Below are 18,217 nucleotides of genomic sequence, written 5' to 3' on the forward strand. Positions count from 1 at the left end.
CGCGCCGCCGGAAATCAGCCCGCCTGCTTGAGCAGACCCCGCCAGGATACACCGACGTCGGCCAGGCTTGCGGCGCTGGCGCGGGCTCGCCTTTCGACGAGCCGCTTGCCCACCCCCATGTCGGGCGCGCGGTTTACAGTCAGCACGCCTTCGATTGCCTCGCCGGCCAGGAAGAAGGCGACGAAGGTGTTGCTGTCCATCTCGCCGCGAATTGCGATATCGGCTTCTACGGGAATTTGCCCGCAGAACTGGATGTTGAGATCGAACTGATCGCTCCAGTACCACATCGGCTTGCAGTAGGAGACCTCCTGCCCCAGCATCGCCAGGGCGCCCGCCTGCGCCTGGTCGGCAGCGTTCTGGTAGGTCTCCTGGCGGAAGCGCCCGCCGAAGAACCCGTCCTGCTCTGCGACGTCGCCCGCCGCGAAAAACCGCCGGGTTGCTGGTCTGGCATCGACGGTCGACGATGATCCCGTTGTTGACCTCGATCCCGACATCGCGGGCCAGCGAGGTGGCCGGCACGATCCCCACCCCCACGATCACGGCATCACGGTGCCATCGTCCGCCTCGACCGCGCTGACACGGTTGTCGCCAAACCTGAAGCCGGTCACGCCGCAGTTGAAATGGGTCGCCACTCCCCGCTTGCGATGCTCCCCGCCGCCCTCGCCGGATGGATACCATAGGCCGACAGCTGCTTCAAATGATCCGCTAGGCCAAACAATCCCGCCTGACGCATCCCCGCCTCCTGTCAGGCGCAATGAATCACGCTGATGCCGCTTTGGCGAAGGGGCTTTTGGATGCGCCCACCTCGCTGAATCGATGTGGCCTTCGTCCTTCGAAATGCATACCGGCCCGTGGCACCATTAGGCCGCCATGAGAGGCCTGACACACGACCGATAGAAGCGCCAAGCCCAGGAAAGTCAGAAAATCCCCTTGCAAAACCGGGGGCATCCACCCCATCACTTCAAAGTCCCGTTTGCGATGTCATTCGAGCACGAATAATAGGTCCTTTGCGTCGATCGCTTGGCCCGCGCGGACCAGTAATTCGCCGATCACACAATCGCGTGGTGCGAGAATGGCGGTTTCCATTTTCATGGCTTCTAGTGTCATCATCAGTTCGCCGGCCATTACCTCTTGCCCCTGGCGGACAACCAGAGCACTGACTAGGCCCGGCATGGGCGCAGCGATCTGGTTCTCGTCGGCAGGATTGGCAACTCGCCGACGGGTTTGAATCTGCCCATGCCGACGATCGTCCATGGTGATAATGCGGGGCTGGCCGTTCAGTTCGAAGAAGACCCGAACGGTGCCATCCTCCTCGACCTCGCCGATGGCGGTCAGACGAATGATGAGTGTCTTGCCGGCCTCGATGGTGACATTGACCTCATCACCCGGCCGCATGCCGTAGAAGTATACGGGCGTTGGAAGCGCGGAAATCGGGCCGAACCGTCGCGTCGTATCGCAGAACGACGCGAAGACTTTCGGGTACATCAGATAGCTTGCGAATTCCTGGTCGCTCAGAGTCTTACGACATTCGGCCGCCGCACGATCACGAGTTACATCTAGGTCGAGTTCGCCAAGCAAACTTCCCGGGCGCACTGTGCTTGCCTGCTCGGTGCCCAGCACGCGTGCCTGTATGTCTTTCGGCCAACCTCCTTGCGGCTGTCCCAAGTCACCGCGAAGCATCTCCACTACGGAAGCCGGGAAAGCTATTTTGCGGCTCGCATCCAGCACGTCCCCCGGAGTGAGATCCTGCGCGACCATCATCAGGGCCATGTCGCCCACAACCTTTGATGACGGCGTGACCTTGACGATATCCCCGAATAGCTTGTTGGCATCGTGGTAAGCGCGGGCCACTTCGTGCCAGCGGGTATCGAGGCCAAGGCTGCGCGCCTGTTCCTTGAGATTGGTGAACTGGCCTCCAGGCATTTCGTGCAGATAGACTTCCGACGCACCGCTCCTCAAATCGCTTTCGAAGGCTGCATATTGGGTGCGGACCGCTTCCCAATAGAAGCTCAGCGAACGGATCGCCGCCGGATCGATGCCGGTATCGCGGCTCGAATGACGCAGCGCTTCGACGATGGCGCCGAGACAGGGTTGTGACGTACTGCCGGACATGGCGTCCATGGCGGCATCCACGCTATCGGCACCAGCATCGATCGCCGCCAGGATCGTTGCGGCAGCTGCTCCGGACGTGTCGTGCGTATGGAGGGCGATCGGCAGGTCGGTGACGTCTCGGAGGACCTTGAACAGCGCCGAAGCGGCGGCAGGCTTGAGCAACCCGGCCATGTCCTTTACAGCGAGCATCTGGCAGCCGGAACGTTCGAGTTGCTTCGCTAGGTCGACATAATAGGCGAGGTCGTATTTGGCGCGATCAGGGTCAAGAATGTCGCCAGTATAGCAGAGCGCGCCTTGAGCGACCTTGCCGCTCTCAATGACGGCGTCGATCGCGACCCGCATGTTCTCGACCCAGTTCAGGCAGTCGAACACGCGGAAGATATCGATGCCCCGTGCAGCTTCCTTGATGAACAAGCGCACCACGTTGTCTGGATAATTCGTATAGCCGACGCCGTTGGCGCCCCGCAGCAGCATTTGCGTACACAGGTTGGGCGCGCGTTCCCGTATACGTTCAAGGCGTTCCCAAGGATCCTCCCAGAGGAAGCGCATGGCAACGTCGAAGGTCGCCCCGCCCCAACATTCAAGACTGAGTAGTTGTGGTGTCAGCTGCGCGTAGCTTGCCGCCACCTGCACCATGTCGATTCCGCGCATCCGGGTGGCCAGCAACGACTGATGGGCATCACGCATCGTTGTGTCAGTCAGCAGCGCCTGAGGCTGCTCCCTAATCCATTTTGCCAGTCCATCTGCCCCTCGCTGTTCTAGGATTTGCCTAGTTCCTTCCGGTGGTATCCCCGAAACTGGCGGCGCCTTGGCGGGGCGGGCGTGCACTGGCGGACGAGGCAGGTCTTTCATATCCGGGTGCCCGTTGACTGTCACGTCCGCGATGTAGGTCAGCAGCTTGGTTGCACGGTCACGCCGCTTGCCAGGCGAATGAAGTCGGGGCGTGACGTCGATGAACTTTGTCGTGTAGCGGTTGGCGACGAAGTCGGGGTGCGTCAGCACATTCTCGAGGAACGCCAAATTTGTCGCTACGCCGCGAATGCGGTACTCACGTAGCGCACGTGTCATCCGGGCAACGACTTCGCCCGGCGTCGGTGCCCAAACTGTGACCTTCTCAAGCAACGGATCGTAGTGGCGCGTGACCACCGCGCCCGAATAGGCGGTGCCACCGTCTACGCGCACACCATAGCCAAACGCCCCGCGGTAGGTGGTGATCCGGCCGTAGTCCGGAATGAAGTTGTTAGCCGGATCTTCGGTGGTGATGCGGCACTGCAGGGCATGACCGGACAGACTGATTTCGCCTTGCGGCGGCACGCCGGTTTCGTCAGGTTCGCCAAGCCGCCCACCCTCAGCGATCCTGATCTGCGCTTTCACGATGTCGATGCCGGTCACCATTTCGGTGACGGTGTGCTCGACCTGGATACGAGGATTAACCTCGATGAAGTAGAAAGCCCCATCGCTCTCATCCATCAGGAATTCAACGGTGCCGGCCCCCACGTAGCCAGTTGCAGCGCCGATCTTGAGCGCTGCTGCGCAGAAGGCCTGCCGAGCTTCAGCGTCCAGGTACGGAGCCGGTGCCCGTTCGATGACCTTCTGATTGCGACGCTGGATCGAGCAATCCCGCTCGTACAGATGGAACAAGTTGCCTCGGCTGTCGCCCAGCAGCTGCACTTCAACGTGCCGCGCGTGGCGAATGAGCTTTTCAAGATAGACCTCGTCGCGACCAAAGGCGGCCTTGGCCTCCCGCTTGCCTGAACGCACGGCTTCGATGAGACCCGCTTCGTCCTCGATAGGACGCATCCCCCGTCCGCCACCGCCCCAGCTCGCCTTGAGCATGAGAGGATAGCCGATGCTCGCGGCGATCTGCCTGATTTCAACTTCGTCGTCGGGCAGCGGATCGGACGCGGGGACGACCGGAACGCCTGCCTCGATGGCAATCCGGCGCGCGCAAACCTTGTCACCAAGCTGTCGCATGGTCTGCGGGGCCGGGCCGATGAATGTCAGTCCGGCTGCGGCACATGCTTCGGCGAAATCCGGGTTTTCGGATAGGAAGCCGTAACCTGGGTGGATTGCATCGACATTCGCCTGCTTGGCGACCTCGATGATCCTCGCCACGTCGAGATATGCCGCGATCGGACCAATACTGTCGCCGAGATGATAGGCTTCGTCAGCCTTGAACCGATGAAGTGAGAGCTTGTCTTCCTCGGCATAGATCGCGACCGTCTGGATGCCGAGTTCGGCGGCGGCCCTGAATATGCGGATGGCAATTTCACTTCTGTTGGCGACAAGAATCCGCCTGATCTGGATTTTAGACAATTGAGGACACCATCTCTATCGCTTGAAAAGACTGCTTTGTGGCTTCGCTCAGCAAGGACTTCGACCCCGACGCAATAAACGAGAGCGAAGCAAGGCTCAGAATCGCAACGATCGCCAGACGCTGTTCGCCTCCGGCGGAGGAAGCGGCTGAACGAAGGGAACTGCCGGTCAGCCCGCCTGCTTGAGCAAGTCCCGCAAGGAAACATTGGCGTCTGCCAGGCTTGCGGCGCTGGCGCGGGCTCGCCTTTCGACGAGCCGCTTGCCCACCCCCATGTCGGGCGCGCGGTTGACCGTCAGTACGCCTTCGATCGTTTCACCGGCCAGGAAGAAGGCGACGAAGGTGTTGCTGTCCATCTCGCCGCGAATTGCGATATCGGCTTCTACGGGAATTTGCCCGCAGAACTGGATGTTGAGATCGAACTGATCGCTCCAGTACCACATCGGCTTGCAGTAGGAGACCTCCTGCCCCAGCATCGCCAGGGCGCCCGCCTGCGCCTGGTCGGCAGCGTTCTGGTAGGTTTCCTGCCTGAACCGTCCGCCGAAAAACCCGTCCTGCTCGGCCACGTCGCCCGCCGCGAATACCGCCGGGTTGCTGGTCTGGCATCGACGGTCGACGATGATCCCGTTGTTGACCTCGATCCCGGCATCGCGGGCCAGCGAGGTGGCCGGCACGATCCCCACCCCCACGATCACGGCATCGCACGGAATCACGGTGCCATCGTCTGCCACGACCGCGCTGACACGGTTGCCGGCAAACCTGAAGCCGGTCACGCCGCAGTTGAAATGGGTCGCTACTCCCCGCCTGCGATGCTCCTCGCCCAGCCATTGCCCAAAGCGCCGGCCGAGCGCTCTTTCCATCGGCACTGGCATCGGCTCGACGACGGTGACCTTGCAGCCGAGTTTTACCGCACTGGCGGCGACTTCGGCGCCGATTACGCCCATGCCGACGATCACGATGCTGGCACCTTCGCGCAGGTCGAGCGCCATGCGGGTCGCATCGTCTCGTGTGCGCAGATAATGGACGTTCTCGCAATCGGCCCCGGCAAGGTTGAGCTTGCGGGCGTGACCGCCCGTGGCGAGCAGGATCCGGTCCGCCTGAACCAGCTCGCCCCCTGACAGGCGGACCCCGCCGCTCGCAAGGTCGATTGCTTCGGCTCGGGTGCCCAGGCGCATGTCGATACGGTTATCGTCGTACCAGGCCTCGTCCTGCAGGAAGAAATTGTCCGGAACATTTGCCGGTTCCCACAGCACTTCCTTGGAGAGCGGCGGCCGTTCATAAGGACGCCACGGTTCTTCGCCGATCAAGGTGATCCGCCCGTCGAACCCTGCCTGCCGCAGGGCTTCGACTGCGCGCCCACCGGCCAGGTTTGCACCAACTATCGCAATCGAGCGCACTTAGTTCTCTCCCAAATTTCTGTTTGCCACGTCAGGGCTGTTCAGGGCAGCCGCGGTGACTGTCTATCGTTGCATATTATACAACTCGTTGCAAGTGATGGATGATGAGGCACTCTCTACCGCCCGATCTTTTCCAGGCGCGATGCAGGTTGCCGGCGAGTCATGCCAAGGTCTCGAGCTACCTGCGCGACATTGCCCTGTGCAGCCTCAAGCGCTGCTTCGACGATCGTGCATTCAAATGTTTCCAGCCCTTCCCCGTTCTGTCGCAACAGTCCGACCAAGTGACTGATCGACTGATCCTGTTCTTTACCGACCTCGGCGCCCGACACCCGTCCATCGTTGGTCAAGGCCAGGTCGGCCCTGATGCACACGCGACCCGAGCCGAGGAACAGGTGCCAAAGGTCGATCGCCTCGCCATCGTTCACCAGCAAAATCGCACGTTCAACCATCGTTCGATTTCCCTGACATTGCCCCCTCGTGGTCCTCATATCGCCCTCTCTCTCGTATCCGCACTCCTGCTTGACCCGGAGAACCTTGCTCTGAGCCAGCGGGGACAGCATCGAGATTTCATCAAGGAACAGTGTGCCGCCATGCGCCAACTCGAACCGTCCCGCTCGGCCCGCCAGAGTCAGAGCCTTTATCATACTCAAATTATGTGTAGAGCGGTCGGCCATTCTGGCGCTCGTGATCGGGCGCGCTGGCAAAGATCGCGTTGGTCAGACCGCGCGACCCCCAACCGACAGTTGCACCCGAATGGGGATTTTTCTCTCTGATTACCCCCTTGCAACTTAGTCTAGGCCGCATCCCTTTTCGGGGATGCCGCGACTTCCATTTTACGCCATTCATGGCCAAGCAAGTGCGCAGAGCCAGACCGAAGTCGATCGGGCAAGCCCAGCTCTCAGTTATCGACCAGGATCATCTTTCGCACCATGTCCTGAACATCCACTTTTGCCTTGTTGTCCAGCAGCACGGCAACCCGGTTGATAGTTGCGATCACCGAGGTGTACTGGCCATGCGCATAATAGGCATCGATCGGGTAGACGACTGTCTTGTCGACCGGCGCCCGCTGGTAGCTGAGCTGGCCGATGCCATAGATCGCAAGCCCGCCTGCTTCGGCATGGCCCATCATGCGTTCGGCCCGATCCCGAGTGATATCGCCGCCGAATTCGACCAGTTCCGGCGGTGCAATCGTTGGTCCCACATGGGTTGGCTTCCACCGCGCGGCGCCGATCACACCCGCCACGTTCAGCAGTTCCTTGAACTCGAATTTTTCGGCCATGGTTCTCGATCCTCCACATTCGGATACAGGGTGTCGTTCCTGCGGTGTTTGCCGTCTGGCCGAACCGGCGGATCAGGCGTCGGGACGCTTGCCGATGCCGACGCCGCCGTCGCTGAGCAGAACCGTTCCGGTCATGTATGCGGAATCGCGGCGCGAAGCCAAAAGCGCGTAGAGACCTGCATGATCGTCCGGCTCGGCGATCCGCGCCAGTGGCGTCATGCCCGCGATCATTCCGTCCAGGCCAGGCATCTCCTCCATCTTGGTTTCGGAAAACCCGCCAGTCTTGGTGCCGCTGAGCGGAGTTCGGGTGCCGCCCGGCGCGACGCCATTGACCCTGATATCGGGTGTCAGTTCCCAGGCCAGCTGCCGGATCAGGCCAAGCACCGCGTGCTTCGATGCGACATACAGCGTCCCGCCGCCGCCAGTGTAGTAGCTCGACGTCGAGGCGGTAAAGACGATGCTGCCTTTGGTTTTCCTCAGTTCGGGGAGAGCGGCGCGCGCACCGAAGAAATACCCCTTCAGGTTGACGTCAAAGATTTCGTCGAATGTCTTTTCCAGAATCTTGGGATCCTGCTGCTCGAGTGGCACCATGAAATCCCAGATCCCGACATTGCCGACAAAGACATCCAGCTTGCCAAATGCCCCGACAGTCTCGGCAACGGCCCGGGCATTGTCTGCAAAGGAACGGACGTCGCCAGCAACCACGGCAACCTTGTCACCGTGGCGCGAACGCACCAGCTGGGCCTGATCGTCGTCGCGAACGAGCACGCCGACCCTGGCCCCTTCTTCGATGTAGCGGGCGACCACCGCCGCACCAATTCCGGTTGCGCCGCCGGTCAGCAGCGCGACCTGTCCTTCAAGCCTTGCAGACAATGCCTCTCTCCTCTTCAAGCCGATTGTACGGGTTGGACAACCTTACTGGTCGAACATCCCCACGCGCCCTTCCTGCAGATTGACGATAACCGACTTGGTCTGCGTGTAGTGGTTCAGCACCTCATGGCTGAATTCACGGCCGAAACCGCTCTGCTTGTATCCGCCCAGCGGCATGTTGGGCTTGAGGTTGTAGTAACGGTTGACCCACACGGTTCCGGTTTCGAGCTTGCGGGCAATCCGGTGCGCGCGGGAGATGTCCCTGGTCCAGACGCCACCGGCCAGGCCATAGGTCGTATCATTCGCCAGCGCCATCATATCGTCTTCGTCGTTCCAGGTCAGCACGCTGGTGACCGGGCCGAAGATTTCCTCGCGGGCGATACGCATCGAGTTGCTGACGTTGGTGAAGACCGTTGGCTTGATGAAATGCCCGTCGGCGAGGCTTTCGTTGCGACTGCCTCCGGTGAGGACCGTGGCACCTTCCTCGGTAGCCAGCTGAAGATAGCTCTGGACCTTGTCCATCTGCATCTGCGAAGCCTGCGCACCAAGCTGGGTGGCAAAGTCCAGAGGATCGCCCTGGCGGATGCCTTCGAGGGCCACCTTGAACTTGGCGAGGAACTCGTCCTGGATCGATTGGTGCAGGAACAGCCGCGAACCGGCCAGGCAGACCTCACCCTTGTTCAGCACCGTCGACATCGTGGCGCTCTCCACTGCCGCATCGATATCGGCATCCGCGCAAACGATGTGCGCCGACTTGCCGCCCAATTCCAGAGTCTGGGGAATGATGTTCGAGGAAGCATACTGGATGATCCGGCGAGCCGTCGCCACCGAACCGGTGAACGCGACCTTGCGGACATCCTCGTGGGTCACCAGCGCTTCACCGACGTCGGCGCCGTAACCGGTCACGACGTTGATTACGCCCGGGGGCAGAAGGTCGGCCATTTCGACGAAGAATTCGATAACCGAAAGGCAGACGGTTTCCGCGGGCTTGAGCACCACCGTGTTGCCTGAAGCCAGGGCTGGCGCGATCTTGCAGGCCATCATCAGGATCGGGACGTTCCATGGAATGATCTGCGCGCAAACGCCCAGCGGCTCGCGGTGGACGATGCCGATCGCATCGGGATAGTCCAGCGTCTGGCCGTGTAGGCCATAGGCTGCGCCGGCGAACACTTCGAATTGGCTTATAGCCTGCGGCATGTCAAAGTACATCGATTCGCGGATCGGCTTGCCGTTGTTCAGAGTTTCGAGCGTTGCGTAATGTTGGTGGCGCGCCTTGAGCCGACGGGCGACCTCGATCAGGATTTCCTGGCGCTCGGCGGGCGAGCTTTCCGACCACTTCGGGAAGGCGGCCTTGGCCGCCGCGACCGCGCGCTGAATGTCCTTGGCGTTGCCCGCCTGGATCTTGGTGAGCACCGCCCCGGTCGCCGGATTGATCAGGTCGATCGTCTTGCCGCTGTCACCCGAAACCCATTCACCGCCAATGAAGTGGCCGTATTCCGGCTTGATGCCGTATTCGTTTTCCGCGCTTTTCAGTTGAGTAGCCATCTTAAAACTCCTTCCAATCTTATTCCACTGCAATGACCAGATCTTCGGCCGGGAACAGACGGCAAGCCAAGGCATAACCTGCCTGGCGATCGCTATCCGACACCTTCGCCGCACTCATCTTGCCGGTCCGGTAATCGCCTTCGACTACCCTCACCCGGCAAATTCCGCATCCGCCGCCCCGGCAACCAACCCCGATATCGCCGGCACCACAACGTTCCATTGCGAGGAGGACCCGCTCGTCCCCGCCGCAGGTGAACTCGCCGCCGCCGACCACGCGGATTTGATAGAGGCCGGTCACGGTCCTAGCCTTGTCCAGCCGCCTTCGCGGCCGCTTTGGCAGCGAAGGTCTCTCCACCCACCGCGAAATGGCCCGGCGGCATCTCGCGCAGGATGATGCGAACCGATTCGCGCGGCGCACCGATCGCTTCGATGGCGGCAGCGGTCAAAGCCTGGATCAACCGCTCCTTGTCGTCGGAAGTCCTCCCTTCGAGCAAGTTGACCTCGATGATCGGCATTCAGGCCTCCACCTGGAACATGACCGAACCCAGCCCCTGGACGGTCGTGCGCACCGTTTGACCAGGTGCCAGATTGGGCGCGGCGGTGATCCCGCCCGCCATCACGATGTCTCCGGCCGAAATCTCCTCACCAGCTTCGGAAACAAGCCTGGCTGCCGCGACCAGCGAGCGCAGGGGGTGGCCGAGAATCGCGGCGGTCGAGCCGATTTGCTTCACTTCCCCGTCGATTTCGAGGTAAACGCCGAGGTTCGAGAAATCCAGCGCGGGATCGTTCCAGGAACCGATCACCAGCCCGGACGACGAGGTATTGTCGGCGATGACATCGGACAACGCGAACTTGAAGTTCTCATAGCGGCTGTCGATGATTTCCATGGCTGGGGCAATCGCCTCGACCGCCGCCAGCGCGGCCGCCGCCGTCACTTTGCCGGCCAGCGTCGCCTTCATCAGGAAGGCGACTTCAGGCTCGACCCGCGGATGGACAAAACGCGCCCGCGACATGGCCGTGCCCTCCTCGATCAGCATGGCATCGGTCAATCGCCCCCAGGCGACCTCGTCGACCCCGACCTGCAGCATCTTGGCGCGGCTCGTCAGCCCCATCTTGACCCCGATGCGGCGTTCGCCCCGCGCCAGCCGCCGATCGACCGACAGCTGCTGGACCCGGTAGGCATCCGCGACGCTCAGGTCGGGATCGGTATGGGTGAGCTGCGGTGTGGCACGCGCGTGCAAAGCGGCGCTGTCGAGGATTTCGGCGTATCGCTCAAGTTTGTCCATTGCCTTGGGCCTATGCTGCACGTGCGGAAACAAGATCGAGCGCGACATCGACGATCATGTCTTCCTGCCCCCCGACCATCCGGCGCTTGCCCAGTTCGATCAGGATTTCGCGCGTATCCAGCCCATACTGTTCGGCGGCCTTTTCCGCGTGACGCAGGAAGCTCGAATAGACCCCGGCATAGCCCAGGCTCAGCGTTTCGCGATCCACCCGCACCGGGCGATCCTGCAACGGACGGATGATGTCCTCCGCCGCGTCCATCAGCGACATGACATCGCAGCCATGGTTCCAGCCCTTGCGATCAGCGGCGGCGACGAACACCTCGAGCGGCGCATTGCCGGCCCCTGCCCCCATTCCGGCAAGGCTCGCATCGATCCGCACTGCGCCTTCCTGAGCCGCGACGATAGAATTGGCCACACCGAGCGAAAGGTTATGGTGGGCGTGGATGCCGCGCTGGGTTTCCGGCTTGAGGACGCGGTCATAGGCCCGCAGGCGATCGCGCACCCCGTCCATGTCGAGCGCGCCGCCGCTGTCGGTCACATAGACGCAATGCGCCCCATAGCTTTCCATCAGCAGGGCCTGCTGCGCCAGCGCCTCGGCATCGATCATGTGGCTCATCATCAGGAAGCCCGAGACATCCATGCCGAGGTCGCGGGCAATGCCGATGTGCTGCTTGGCGACGTCGGCCTCGGTGCAATGGGTCGCCACCCGCACCGAGCGCACGCCGAGCGCATAGGCGCGGCGGAGTTCCTCGACCGTGCCGATACCCGGCACCAGCAATGTGGTCAGCACGGCGTTCTTGATCACGTCGGCGGCGGCCTCGATCCACTCCCAGTCGGTATGCGCACCGAACCCGTAGTTGAACGACGTGCCGTTGAGGCCATCGCCGTGCGACACCTCGATCGCATCGACGCCGGCATCGTCCAGCGCCTTGGCAATGGTGCGGACACTTTCGGTGCCGTACATGTGAAGAATGGCATGCATGCCGTCACGCAGGGTGACGTCCTGGATGTAGAGCTTTCCGGTTTCGGGATTGAAGGTCATGCTGCCACCTTTTCAAGGCGTTGTTGGGCCAAACGCTCACCCGCTGCCTTGGCGGCGGCGGTCATGATGTCGAGGTTGCCGGAATATTTCGGAAGATAGTCGCCAGCGCCCTCGACCTCGAGGAACACGCTGGTCTTCAGGCCGACGAATTCGCCGTATCCGGGGATCTTCAGCGGCCGGTTCGAGCCGAACCGTTCGAACTGCACTTCCTGCTTGAGGCGATAGCCGGGCACATAGGCTTGCACGGTTTCGACCATTTCCTTGACCGAGGCGCGGATGGCGTCCTCGTCCACCTGATCGGTCAGCGTGAAGATCGTGTCACGCATGATCATCGGCGGTTCGGCGGGATTGAGGATGATGATCGCCCGGCCGCGGCCGGCACCGCCCACTATCTCGATCGCCTTCGCGGTGGTCCGGGTGAATTCGTCGATGTTCGCGCGGGTGCCGGGCCCGGCAGAACGCGAGGACACCGACGCGACGATTTCAGCGTAATGAACCGGGGTCACCCGAGAAACCGCGGCGACAATGGGAATGGTCGCCTGGCCGCCGCAGGTGACCATGTTGACATTGCGGATTTCGCTGTCGAGCACTCCGCCGACCGGCGGGACAAAAAACGGCCCGATCGCGGCAGGGGTCAGATCGACAACCAGCTTGCCGTCGGCTTGCAGGGCAGCGTCGTGTTCCTTGTGGGCGTAGGCCGAAGTCGCATCGAACGCGATGCCAATCTCGGGGTAGGCCGGCAGCTTGCGCAGCCCTTCGATTCCCTCATGGGTCGTCGCCACGCCGCGCTCGCGGGCCATCGCGAGGCCTTCCGAGGCCGGGTCGATCCCGACCACCGCCGCCAGTTCAAGGGTATCGGAACCCTTGAGCAGCTTGATCATCAAATCGGTACCAATGTTTCCGGAGCCGATGATGGCGCACTTCATCTTGGTCATTCTTCGATCTTTCCGTTCATCTGCGTCAGCCGGCCTCGCCAGCGAAAGCCGCCCGCACCGTTCCGACGCCATTGATTCTCGCTTCCACGACATCGCCGCGCGCGATCCCGGCCATGGGCCCGAGCGCGCCGGACAGGATCACGTCGCCTTCAAGCAGCGGGCGTCCGACCCGGGCCATCACCCGCGCCAGCCACAGCGATGCGGTGATCGGGCTGCCGAGGCAGGCAATCCCCGCCCCCACCGAGATCGGCTCGCCCTTTACCTCCATCACCATGCCGCATTCGCGCAGGTCGAGCGCTTCGAGCTTGCGCGGCACCGCACCCAGCACGAACAGCCCGCTCGAGGCGTTGTCGGCGACGGTGTCCCAGATGCGGATGTCCCAGTTGGCAACGCGGCTATCGACGATCTCGATCGCGGGTACGACATATTCGACCGCGCGGATCATCTCGGCGGTGGTGAGATCGGGATAGAGCAGGTCCCGGCCGACCACGATCGCGATTTCGGCCTCGACCTTGGGCTGGATGACCTGATCGAGCGAGATCGGAATCCCCTCGGGCACGTCCATGTCGGAAAACAGCATGCCGTAATCGGGCTGGTCGACGCCAAGCTGGCGCTGGACCGCCAGCGAGGTCAGCCCGATCTTGCGGCCGACCAGGCGCCGTCCGCTGTCAAGGGCGTGCCGGGTGTTGATTTCCTGCACGGCGTAGGCGGCATCCACGCCGCCGGCCGAAATGAGATCGCGAATCGGCGCCACCGGCTTGCCGCTGGCAGCCGCGCCCCGCAATTGCTCGGCCGCCTGCTCGATGGCCGTGGGATCGATAGTGGTTTCAGTCGTCATGGTCTCAAAGCTTCACGCAGATGTTTTCGGTTTCGGTGTAGAATTCGAGGCTGTGCACGCCGCCTTCGCGGCCGATCCCGGAATGTCCCGAACCCCCGAATGCGGTGCGCAGATCCCGCAGGAACCAGCAATTGACCCAGCAGACGCCAACCTGCATCGAGGCGGCGACGCGGTGCGCCCGCGAGAGGTTTTCGGTCCAGATCGTCGCGCACAGCCCATAGTCGGTGTCGTTGGCCAGGCCGATCACCTCGTCTTCGGCATCGAAGGGAATGACTCCGCAGCACGGGCCGAAGATTTCTTCGCGCATCACCGAACTGTCGTGCGCCAGGCCTGTCCACAACGTCGGCTCGACATAAAAGCCGCCCGCTTCATCCCCAGAAATCGCGGGAACCCCGCCCCCGGTGACGACAGTGGCGCCTTCGGCCACCGCGCGCGCATAGTATCCCAGCACCTTTTCCTGATGCTCGGCACTGATCAGCGGCCCCAGATAGGCTGGGTCGCCGGTTGCACCTGGCTTGAACGCCTTGGCAGCCACAGTCATCCGCTTGACGAATTCGTCGAAAACCGGCCGTTCAACATAGACCCGCTCGGTCCCGAGGCAGACCTGGCCGGTGTTCAGAAATACCGAACGCGACAGCCCTTCAACCACCTTGTCGAGATCGGCGTCGGCAAACACCACGGCCGGATTCTTTCCGCCCAGCTCGAACGAAATGTCGCGAACCCCGACCGCGGCCTTCTGCATGATCGCCTGGCCGGTGCCGGTTTCGCCGGTGAATGTGATCGCATCGATATCGGGGTTCGAGGTTAGGAATTCCCCGGCCGAACCCGCCCCGAAACCATGCACCACGTTGTAGACACCCTCGGGCATCCCGACCGCGTTCATGACTTCGCCCAGCAGCGCCGCGGTCCGCGGCGTCTCTTCAGATGGCTTGACCACAACCGTGTTGCCGCACGCCAGGGCCGGTCCGACCTTCCAGGTCATCAGCAGCAGGGGAAAGTTCCACGGGCAGATCACCGCGATCACACCCTTGGGCTTGCGTACCACGTAGTTGAGCGCCTTCCCGCCATCGGGCGTTGCCGTTGCAAAGGATTCGGTGGGGGTCGTCGAAATGACGTCGGCAAACATCCGGAAGTTCGCGGCGCCGCGCGGAATGTCGATGTGCGAGGCGACATGGCGCGGCTTGCCGGTATCCGCCACTTCGGCAGCGAGGAAATCGTCCGCGCGGCGCTCGATCTCGGCGGCAACGGCCGTGATGAGCCTGACCCGTTCCGCCGTGGTCATCTTGCCCCAGGGGCCGTTGAGCGCCGCCTTGGCCGCGGCAACCGCATCGGCCACGTCGGCCTCGCTCGCCTCGTGGACAGTACCGATCCGAAGGCCGGTCGCAGGAGCGAAATTGTCGAAGGTCTTGCCGGTGCTTCCACGGCGATAAGCGCCCCCGATGAAATTCAGGATGGTGTCGGTAACAGCCGGGATATTCTCATTTGCCATGGGCTCTTCAATTCTCCGTAGCGTCTTGTTTCAGTGCCGCGATGGCCAGACGCTCAATATTGCGTCGCCCCGATCGAGATGAGGGCTGCGTTTGCGCACTGCGTATCCAGTTCTTCGGTTCCGCCCGACACTCCGATCGCGCCGACGATTTCGCCGGCGATCGCGATCGGCAGCCCGCCGCCGAACATGGCGATTCCGGGCTTCGCGGCGATACCTCCGCTTAGCGCGGGATTGCCCGCGACCATCTTGTAGACGTCCGGCGACGGAACCTTGAAGCTGGCCGCGGTATAGGCCTTGTCCTGCGCGATTTGGGACGAGGGGAACGGGGCCCCGGTGGCGCGCAACAGGGCGACCAGCTCCCCGGTGGCGCCAACCACTGCGGCGACGAGGGGACAGCCCGCCTCGCCGCCTTTGGCCACGGCGACCTGCACCGCCTTGGCGGCAAGATCGTGTCCCACCGACCGGATTGTCGCCACTCCATTCATGCTCAGGTGTTCACCGTCATGAAGCGGTCGTTGAGCGCCTTCTCGTAATAGAAGATCGCCTTGCCGGCATTCTCGGCCTGCCACATCCGGCGCGGATTATCGGGATAATAGGTATAGCCGCCGCTGAACGTCTCGTTGCGGTTGCCCGACGGGTCGAAGAAATAGATCGTCTGACCGCGTGTGATCCCATGGCGGGTGGGGCCGATATCGAGCGAGATGTCGTAGCGGCTGATGATGTCCGCCGCATGACCGACATCGTGCCAAGATTCGAGGTTGAAAGACGTGTGATGGATCCGTCCGTCCTCTGGATAGCCCAGAAACGCCACGTCATGCGCCTTGTTGCTGCATGACAGGAAGATGCCCAGCCGAGTGCCGGACCCTTCGTCCACCAGTTCCTCAGTGACCGAAAAATCCAGTGCTTCGACAAAAATCTTCGCGCTCGCCGAAATATCGACACCATTGAGCGCGCAATGATCGAACCTGGTCGCGCGCATACCGCGCGGCTCGGCGATCCAGACGTCCGGATTGCGCACGGCCGGACCCGTATCGGACAGCTCCATCTCGGCATAGAGATCGAACACGTGGGCAGTTGGCGTATTGAAGCGGATCTTGCGGCCAACGCCGGGATCCTCGCCCGCCGGAATGATATCGACGTGGACCCCCATGTCGAGCAGCCGTTCGGCAAAGTGGTCGAGATCGGCATCCCTGGCGACCTTGAATGCCATCCGGTCGAGCCCCGCGGTATCGGCCTCGCGCAGAATGATGCTGTGGCGATCGAACTCGTCGAAGGCCTGGAAGAAAGCCCTGCCGCCCTCGACGCTCACCAGGTTGAGGCCGATACGGTCACGATAGTGCTGGATTGCCTCATCCAGATCGAGGACGCGCAACTGGACATAGCCAGGGCGAAGTACACCGGTCAGCGCCATTTCAGTTCTCCTTGTCCCTTCAGGCCTTGAGGCCGTTCTCGAAAAATTCGGCCACCATGCGGTTGAAGCTCGCCATCCGTTCGATCTGAACCCAGTGGCCGCATTCCGCGAACACGTGCAGGTCGGCGCGCGGCAACAGGCTGGCCAGGCGAACGGTGGACTCCAGCGGAATCACCTGGTCGAACAGGCCATGCAGGATGAGCGTTTCGTGTTTAAGTGCCGCCACGTCTTCCTCGCGGCTAGCCAGCATCGCGATGTTGCGCTGCCGGTCAGCCCCGCCGAACGTCGCGTGATACGGCTCGTGCGCTTCCAGACGCGCACTCGCTTCGTAGCGCGACTGGACCAGGTCTTCGGTTAGCCGGCTGTGATCCCAGGCAAGGTACTTGAGCGAGGCGCGCATTTCCTCCAGCGAAGGCTGGTAGCCCCAGACCAGGTCGAGCGCAGGCGTGATCGGGAAATCGAGCCCTGCCGGCCCCATCAGCACCGCCCTTTCGACCCGATCGGGATGCGCGATCATGAACGCCAGGGTTATGCCGCCGCCGAAGGAATTGCCGACCATCGAGACCTTGTCGATCCCGAGGCTATCGAGCAGCGATGCGACCTGATCGACCCACACCCGCTTATCTTCGATCCGGCCCTTCGAAGCCGAATAGCCAAACCCGAACATGTCGGGCGCGATGACCCTGAAGCGCTTCGCTAGCTCGGGCATGTTGAGCCGCCAATTGGCCCAGGCAGTCACCCCGGGTCCCGATCCGTGGATCAGCAGGACCGGTGCGCCATCGCCCAAATCGTGATAATTCGTGACGCTGCCATCAACCGTGATGGACTTGCCAATCTCCGGGCGTGCGATGTCGTTGGCTACGGCAGTCATGGCTCTCCCAATCGATATTCAACTGTTTTTTGACGCTAGCATTGCCTGTGTTCGCGCGAGGTCATGCACACAGCTTTCGCGTCCATCCGATTTCTCGTTACTATTGCACTAAATAGAACGCATTTGCAAATGGAGAATGGTTGAACTCCATCGCATAATGCGGGAAGTCGGACTGTCCGGCTCACGCCAAGCCTTCGGCCTTGAGCGCGGCACCCACGGCGGGACGCTGCGCGATCTTGCCGACATAGGCGCCGAGCGAGGGGTAGGCGGCCATGTCGATACCGACGTAGGCTGGCCAACCCAGCATCACGAACAGGTAGATGTCGGCAACACTGAAAGCATTGCCAGCATAGTGGTCCCGCCCGGCCAATTCCTTATCGAGCGCGGCGAGGTGGTTCTTGACCGATTCCGCGGCCGCCGCCTTCGCTTCGTCGGAAGTGCCGGGGGCGAACAACGGCACGAATGCCTTGTGGAATTCGGAACCGAGGAAGCTGAGACGGCTCAGCAGCCGGTAACGATCGAGGCTGCCTTCGGCCGGCGCCAGGCCAGACGCGGGGTTCTGGTCGGCTATGTACAGCAGGATGGCGGGGTTCTCGGTCAGGGTCTCGCCGCTGTCCAGGGTGAGGGCCGGGACCTTGCCGGACGGGTTGACGGTGAGGAAATCCTCGCCCGCCTCGGTCTTGCGCACGGCCAGATCGACCTTGACGGCTTCGAAATCGGCACCGGTTTCGCGCAGGGCAATGTGCGGGGCGAGGGAACATGCGCCGGGGCTGATGAACAGTTTCATGGTATTTCTCCTCTAGATTTCTTTTCGACGCCAGACGATGT

18 protein-coding genes and 2 pseudogenes are annotated in these 18,217 nt (G+C 62.2%); all 20 read right to left on the minus strand.

Annotated elements, in window-relative coordinates; translation table 11 throughout:
* Positions 1 to 14 precede the first annotated feature (14 nt).
* The 20 genes and pseudogenes from HWN72_RS31800 to gstA all read right to left on the minus strand — a co-directional run bounded on the left by HWN72_RS31800 (position 15) and on the right by gstA (position 18,176).
* Positions 15 to 494 carry an oxidoreductase C-terminal domain-containing protein gene (locus tag HWN72_RS31800; RefSeq protein ID WP_309141561.1) on the minus strand — a complete coding sequence of 160 codons (480 nt, stop codon included), beginning with the start codon at positions 492 to 494 and terminating at the stop codon, positions 15 to 17.
* Positions 475 to 540: pseudogene (locus HWN72_RS31805) on the minus strand (hypothetical protein); the annotation flags it as partial. The pseudogene HWN72_RS31805 and the gene HWN72_RS31800, both read right to left, overlap by 20 nt.
* 441 nt (positions 541 to 981) lie before the next feature.
* Positions 982 to 4,428, minus strand: coding sequence for a pyruvate carboxylase (locus HWN72_RS09630; RefSeq protein WP_211150159.1), 3,447 nt, complete (start codon positions 4,426 to 4,428; stop codon positions 982 to 984).
* Positions 4,429 to 4,596: 168 nt separating this feature from the next.
* Positions 4,597 to 5,823 carry an NAD(P)/FAD-dependent oxidoreductase gene (locus tag HWN72_RS09635; RefSeq protein WP_007015992.1) on the minus strand — a complete coding sequence of 409 codons (1,227 nt, stop codon included), beginning with the start codon at positions 5,821 to 5,823 and terminating at the stop codon, positions 4,597 to 4,599.
* A gap of 116 nt (positions 5,824 to 5,939) precedes the next feature.
* On the minus strand, positions 5,940 to 6,272 hold the full coding sequence (locus tag HWN72_RS31035) for a helix-turn-helix domain-containing protein (RefSeq protein ID WP_248005918.1): 333 nt from the start codon (positions 6,270 to 6,272) through the stop codon (positions 5,940 to 5,942).
* A gap of 36 nt (positions 6,273 to 6,308) precedes the next feature.
* Positions 6,309 to 6,497: pseudogene (locus HWN72_RS31040) on the minus strand (sigma 54-interacting transcriptional regulator); the annotation flags it as partial.
* Positions 6,498 to 6,721: 224 nt separating this feature from the next.
* Complete coding sequence (locus HWN72_RS09645) at positions 6,722 to 7,102, minus strand: hypothetical protein (RefSeq protein WP_007015990.1); 381 nt, start codon at positions 7,100 to 7,102, stop codon at positions 6,722 to 6,724.
* Between the two features lie 72 nt (positions 7,103 to 7,174).
* A complete protein-coding gene (hcaB, locus tag HWN72_RS09650) occupies positions 7,175 to 7,975 on the minus strand; it encodes a 3-(cis-5,6-dihydroxycyclohexa-1,3-dien-1-yl)propanoate dehydrogenase (RefSeq protein ID WP_211150161.1) in 801 nt (266 codons plus the stop codon).
* Positions 7,976 to 8,017: 42 nt separating this feature from the next.
* Entirely contained in the window at positions 8,018 to 9,517 is a 1,500-nt protein-coding gene (locus tag HWN72_RS09655; protein WP_211150162.1) for an aldehyde dehydrogenase, read from the minus strand.
* Between the two features lie 19 nt (positions 9,518 to 9,536).
* Positions 9,537 to 9,815 (minus strand): 2Fe-2S iron-sulfur cluster-binding protein, encoded by a 279-nt coding sequence (locus tag HWN72_RS09660; RefSeq protein ID WP_025548196.1) that lies wholly within the window; start codon positions 9,813 to 9,815, stop codon positions 9,537 to 9,539.
* Between the two features lie 4 nt (positions 9,816 to 9,819).
* Positions 9,820 to 10,032, minus strand: coding sequence for a 2-hydroxymuconate tautomerase (locus HWN72_RS09665; RefSeq protein ID WP_086494136.1), 213 nt, complete (start codon positions 10,030 to 10,032; stop codon positions 9,820 to 9,822).
* A complete protein-coding gene (locus HWN72_RS09670; protein WP_086494137.1) occupies positions 10,033 to 10,803 on the minus strand; it encodes a 2-keto-4-pentenoate hydratase in 771 nt (256 codons plus the stop codon).
* A 10-nt stretch (positions 10,804 to 10,813) separates the two neighbouring features.
* Positions 10,814 to 11,845: a 4-hydroxy-2-oxovalerate aldolase gene (gene dmpG / locus HWN72_RS09675; RefSeq protein ID WP_025548191.1), complete on the minus strand. Its 1,032-nt coding sequence runs from the start codon at positions 11,843 to 11,845 to the stop codon at positions 10,814 to 10,816.
* On the minus strand, positions 11,842 to 12,780 hold the full coding sequence (locus HWN72_RS09680) for an acetaldehyde dehydrogenase (acetylating) (protein ID WP_040261278.1): 939 nt from the start codon (positions 12,778 to 12,780) through the stop codon (positions 11,842 to 11,844). Before HWN72_RS09680 ends, dmpG begins: the two co-directional genes overlap by 4 nt.
* A 25-nt stretch (positions 12,781 to 12,805) precedes the next feature.
* On the minus strand, positions 12,806 to 13,618 hold the full coding sequence (locus HWN72_RS09685; RefSeq protein WP_211150163.1) for a 2-keto-4-pentenoate hydratase: 813 nt from the start codon (positions 13,616 to 13,618) through the stop codon (positions 12,806 to 12,808).
* 4 nt (positions 13,619 to 13,622) lie between these two features.
* Positions 13,623 to 15,107 (minus strand): 2-hydroxymuconic semialdehyde dehydrogenase, encoded by a 1,485-nt coding sequence (locus HWN72_RS09690; RefSeq protein WP_211150164.1) that lies wholly within the window; start codon positions 15,105 to 15,107, stop codon positions 13,623 to 13,625.
* A gap of 53 nt (positions 15,108 to 15,160) precedes the next feature.
* On the minus strand, positions 15,161 to 15,565 hold the full coding sequence (locus HWN72_RS09695; protein ID WP_309141562.1) for a heme-binding protein: 405 nt from the start codon (positions 15,563 to 15,565) through the stop codon (positions 15,161 to 15,163).
* 29 nt (positions 15,566 to 15,594) lie between these two features.
* A complete protein-coding gene (locus HWN72_RS09700; RefSeq protein WP_211150165.1) occupies positions 15,595 to 16,518 on the minus strand; it encodes a catechol 2,3-dioxygenase in 924 nt (307 codons plus the stop codon).
* 19 nt (positions 16,519 to 16,537) lie between these two features.
* A complete protein-coding gene (locus HWN72_RS09705; protein ID WP_211150166.1) occupies positions 16,538 to 17,389 on the minus strand; it encodes an alpha/beta fold hydrolase in 852 nt (283 codons plus the stop codon).
* Positions 17,390 to 17,570: 181 nt separating this feature from the next.
* Positions 17,571 to 18,176 (minus strand): glutathione transferase GstA, encoded by a 606-nt coding sequence (gene gstA / locus HWN72_RS09710; protein WP_130030100.1) that lies wholly within the window; start codon positions 18,174 to 18,176, stop codon positions 17,571 to 17,573.
* Positions 18,177 to 18,217: the final 41 nt, after the last annotated feature.

This window comes from Novosphingobium sp. HR1a (assembly GCF_015594425.1).
GTDB classification, from domain to species: domain Bacteria; phylum Pseudomonadota; class Alphaproteobacteria; order Sphingomonadales; family Sphingomonadaceae; genus Novosphingobium; species Novosphingobium resinovorum_A.

What these genes read in the sequence shown, in the direction of transcription:
- HWN72_RS09655 (WP_211150162.1), bottom strand. Translation starts at nt 9,517, where the DNA reads ATGGCTACTCAACTGAAAAGCGCGGAAAACGAATACGGCATCAAGCCG.
- HWN72_RS31800 (WP_309141561.1), bottom strand. Translation starts at nt 494, where the DNA reads ATGTCGGGATCGAGGTCAACAACGGGATCATCGTCGACCGTCGATGCC.
- dmpG (WP_025548191.1), bottom strand. Translation starts at nt 11,845, where the DNA reads ATGACCTTCAATCCCGAAACCGGAAAGCTCTACATCCAGGACGTCACC.
- HWN72_RS09690 (WP_211150164.1), bottom strand. Translation starts at nt 15,107, where the DNA reads ATGGCAAATGAGAATATCCCGGCTGTTACCGACACCATCCTGAATTTC.
- HWN72_RS09645 (WP_007015990.1), bottom strand. Translation starts at nt 7,102, where the DNA reads ATGGCCGAAAAATTCGAGTTCAAGGAACTGCTGAACGTGGCGGGTGTG.
- gstA (WP_130030100.1), bottom strand. Translation starts at nt 18,176, where the DNA reads ATGAAACTGTTCATCAGCCCCGGCGCATGTTCCCTCGCCCCGCACATT.
- HWN72_RS09665 (WP_086494136.1), bottom strand. Translation starts at nt 10,032, where the DNA reads ATGCCGATCATCGAGGTCAACTTGCTCGAAGGGAGGACTTCCGACGAC.
- HWN72_RS09685 (WP_211150163.1), bottom strand. Translation starts at nt 13,618, where the DNA reads ATGACGACTGAAACCACTATCGATCCCACGGCCATCGAGCAGGCGGCC.
- HWN72_RS09680 (WP_040261278.1), bottom strand. Translation starts at nt 12,780, where the DNA reads ATGACCAAGATGAAGTGCGCCATCATCGGCTCCGGAAACATTGGTACC.
- HWN72_RS09670 (WP_086494137.1), bottom strand. Translation starts at nt 10,803, where the DNA reads ATGGACAAACTTGAGCGATACGCCGAAATCCTCGACAGCGCCGCTTTG.
- HWN72_RS09705 (WP_211150166.1), bottom strand. Translation starts at nt 17,389, where the DNA reads ATGACTGCCGTAGCCAACGACATCGCACGCCCGGAGATTGGCAAGTCC.
- HWN72_RS31035 (WP_248005918.1), bottom strand. Translation starts at nt 6,272, where the DNA reads ATGGTTGAACGTGCGATTTTGCTGGTGAACGATGGCGAGGCGATCGAC.
- HWN72_RS09700 (WP_211150165.1), bottom strand. Translation starts at nt 16,518, where the DNA reads ATGGCGCTGACCGGTGTACTTCGCCCTGGCTATGTCCAGTTGCGCGTC.